At 70.2% G+C, this 3464-nt stretch carries 3 protein-coding genes; 2 read left to right on the plus strand and 1 reads right to left on the minus strand.

Annotated features, from left to right (window positions below; genetic code table 11):
- The first annotated feature begins 262 nt into the window (after positions 1-262).
- Both C1J01_RS50760 and C1J01_RS47065 read left to right on the plus strand, forming a co-directional pair.
- On the plus strand, positions 263-436 hold the full coding sequence (locus C1J01_RS50760) for a hypothetical protein (protein WP_181449357.1): 174 nt from the start codon (positions 263-265) through the stop codon (positions 434-436).
- A gap of 172 nt (positions 437-608) precedes the next feature.
- On the plus strand, positions 609-1541 hold the full coding sequence (locus C1J01_RS47065; protein WP_111185552.1) for a hypothetical protein: 933 nt from the start codon (positions 609-611) through the stop codon (positions 1539-1541).
- Between the two features lie 221 nt (positions 1542-1762).
- On the opposite strand, the gene C1J01_RS47070 is transcribed toward C1J01_RS47065, so the two are convergent.
- The gene (locus C1J01_RS47070) at positions 1763-3307 is read right to left on the minus strand and encodes a Gfo/Idh/MocA family protein (RefSeq protein ID WP_111185554.1); all 1545 of its coding nucleotides are present in this window, start codon (positions 3305-3307) and stop codon (positions 1763-1765) included.
- Between the last annotated feature and the right edge of the window lie 157 nt (positions 3308-3464).

Genomic DNA, 3464 nt, shown 5'->3' on the forward strand with positions numbered 1-3464 from the left:
TCACCCTCACGGCCTTGTAGTGATCAGCAGCGACTCGACACCGCACATGATCACTCAAGGCCGTCTCGCTGTCCGCGAAACGATCAAACGTGGCTCAGCACAACGATCCGGAGGATAAAGAACAAGCTTAGAGGGCGTTCTGTGATCCGGGAAAGAAGAGCCGCGGCCGCAAGCGCGGCTTGCGCGAGCAGATCGCCGCACAGCGGCTGAAGCCGAGCAGGTACTGTCCCGGCTGCGCGTCACCCGCGAGACGACCCTGGAGATGACCGGCGAATCGGGCGAGACCACCGCGGGCACGCCGACGCTGACGCCTGTCTACCGGCAGATCCTGGCGGTCGTGGAGCAGGCTCCGGAAAGGTCCGGGGCGGACGCCTCGGCCCCGTCCAGAAGCGGCTCAGAGATCTCCACGGTGGTCGCCACTCGGGGCAACCGGTGATCGGCCAGCTAGAGCGGCCCCGTTGCAGCCTCGCCAGGGCGGCCCCGGGCGTGCCACGACCGACCCTAGGCGCAGGTCGCCTTGCCCGGTGAGACGTCGAGCGCGGAATTATGTCACCTTGCAGTGGCATGATGACGCCCCATCAGACCGTACGGACGAGGGAGAGACCTGCATGACCCGGCTGACGCCCGAGATGACCGACCGCCTCGCGATGTTCCGCGAGCGTGCCCTCGTGGCGGGAGTGCCCGTCGACGAGGTCGAGCGGTGGGCGGGACTCGCCCGCCCGGCGGTGGTCCTCGCGCCGACGGGAGACGAGCCAGAGGCCGGATGGTTCGGTGACGAGCGCCGACCCGGCCCCGGTCCGGACGGCACGTACTCGGCGATACGGGAGCGGCGCCCGGATGAGAACCACCTCATCGCGACGGTCGACCTGTCGGCGATCCCCACGGGCGCGACCGGTCTGCCGCTGCCCGCCGACGGCCACCTGCTCCTCTTCGCCACCCCTGAGCTGGGCGACGAGGACGGCTTCGGCTCCGCGGACTACCTCCCGCCGGGCACCGGGCTCGGCGACCGCGCACGCGAGTACAGCGACTACACGAACGACGAGATCCCTCTCAGCAGCGGCATCGGGACCCACGCGGACCTGGAGGCCGGCCTGCGTGAGATCGACCCGCTGCGCCCCCAGTCGGTGGTGACGCTGCCCGACCACGAGCCGACGTACTACGCGGCCACGTTCACCGATCCTCTTGCCGCGCGGTTCGAGAACACGGGACGGCTGCGCCAAGCCTGGCACGACACCCGGTGGCCGGGCGGTTGGCCCGGGCCTCACCTGCAGCTCGGAGGCTGGGCCAGTGCCCGTGGGCAGGAGTTCGGCGACCCCGTCCGGTACGCCGCGGCCCACGCCGACCCTGTCCGGTACGCCGCCGCGGTGGAAGCGTTCTTCAAGAACCGCGCCCGCGACGAGCTGGACACCGACGGCTGGGTCCTGCTGGCCCAGTGGATCGGGTACCTCAACCAGATGTCCCTGTACTGGACAATCCCGGCAGCCGACCTGGAAGACCTCCGCTTCGACCGAGTCCAGGTCATCCAGCACTGGACGCCCTGAGCTCTTCTCCCCGAGCCGTTCGCCGACTTGCCGGCCTTCGCGAGAACTCCGGCCTGCATGGCTTGACGGTAGACCGGCCCCGCCGACGCCGCATCAGATCGGGGCATTTCCCCGCATTACTTGCGCGGTGGCTGCTTCCCGCAGCCGATCCCACTCGAGTGGGCGGTTCGCCGTGGCCTCGGGAGTTCCGATGATCGCGCTCACTGGCCGTCCAGGGCCGGTCAGCCGCCTCCCTGGCCGCTGCGGGCGCCCGGTGCGGGGTCGGCGTCCCCGTTCGCTTCGCTGCTGCCCGGCTCGATGATCCCGGTGGCGCGGCGGCCGGCGGTCGAACCGGCCCTGAGCTGCGGGTCCTCCGGTTGCGGGCGGTCGAAGGTGGGCCGGGCCTCCTTCCAGTGGCCGCGGGTGAAGTCGGGCACCTTGACCGGGCGCAGGCGGCCGGACCTCAGCGACTCGTGGCTGAGCGGGATCACCGAGCACCACGCCGCCGAGTCGTAGACGTCGATGTCGGGCGTCATGCCGAGCCGCATCAACTGGACGAGGCGGAAGATGGAGACGAAGTCGCCGCCGCCGTGCCCGCCGTATTGGTCGGCCAGCCCTTCCAGCAACGGCCATAACCAGTGGTCGTACTGCTGGCGGATGGCGGTGTAGGCGCTGCCGGTCCGCCACGTGTGGTCGTTGTGGCCGAGCGATTCGAGGTAGACCCGGGCGTTGTCGAGCTCGATCGACCCCCGCGTGCCGGTGAGCGTGGTCTCCCTGGTGTACGGGTGGGGGGAGTTCACGTCGTGCTCGACCCGGATGAACCGGCCGCGGGCGGTGGTGACGAAGCAGGTGTGCCGGTCGCCCGAGATGTACGGCCTGTCCTGCCAGGACGAGTGGTCCGGGGCCACCCGCGGGTCCTCCTCGCGGAACAGGACCAGCGCTTTGGGCAGGGAGGCCACGGCGACCAGCTCGTCGAAGCGGTCCCCGCGGTTGATGCCCATGGCGGCCGAGACGGGCCCCAGGCCGTGCATCGGGTAGTGCAGGGCGTTCATCCGGGTCTGCCAGCGCCGCCGCCAGTACTCGGGGTGGTAGGCGCCGCCGAACAGGTACGGCCAGCGCAGGTCGTGGATGTAGCCGCCGGAGCCGTGCTGCAGGTCGCCGAAGAGCCCCGCCTGGACCATGTTGAACATCTGCAGCTCGGGACGGAAGTAGTTGACGTTCTCTAGGAGCATGCAGTGCTTGCGGGTCCGCTCGGACGTGCGCACCAGGCTCCAGATCTCGTCCAGGTGCGGGGAGATCGGCAGCTCGACGGCGACGTGCTTGCCGTGCTCCATGGCCGCCCTGGCCTGCGGGTAGTGCCATTCCCACGGGGTGGCGATGTAGATCAGGTCGATGTCGTCGCGCTGGACGAGCTTGAGGAAGTCCTGCTCGCCCGCGGAGTAGCCGACCGGCTCGACGTCCTGGAAGCCCTGCTGCATGATGCGGGCGATGGTGCGGCTGACCCGTTCCGGACGGATGTCGCACACGGCGGTGACGGTGGAGACGGCGCCCCAGCGCACGTCCTGGCTCCCGCCCCGGTTGCCGAGGCCGATGAGCCCGACCCGGACGTTCTCGAAACCCTCGAACGGCACGTTCACCATGCTGCGCTCGCCCTGGGCGCGCGGTGGTTCCAAGACGGTCGAGGCGTCGGCGGTGCCGACGCCGGCCACGCCGGTGGCGGCGCCGAGCGAGATGCCGGACCTCAGCAGGTCGCGGCGTGAGGGGACGTAGCGGTGCGGAGAGGCCACAGCGATCACTCCCTGCTCGTGGACGGTGATGGTGCATGGCGCTTTCCCCCCGGTAGTGAGCAGTATCGATCATCCGCTGCCGGGGGGCAAGAGAGGCGCCGCGGCACGGGGGCGGGGGCGCCGGGTGTGGCGTCAGGGGTTGCGGACGCGGTAACGC

The organism is Nonomuraea aridisoli, assembly GCF_003236395.1.
GTDB classification, from domain to species: domain Bacteria; phylum Actinomycetota; class Actinomycetes; order Streptosporangiales; family Streptosporangiaceae; genus Nonomuraea; species Nonomuraea aridisoli.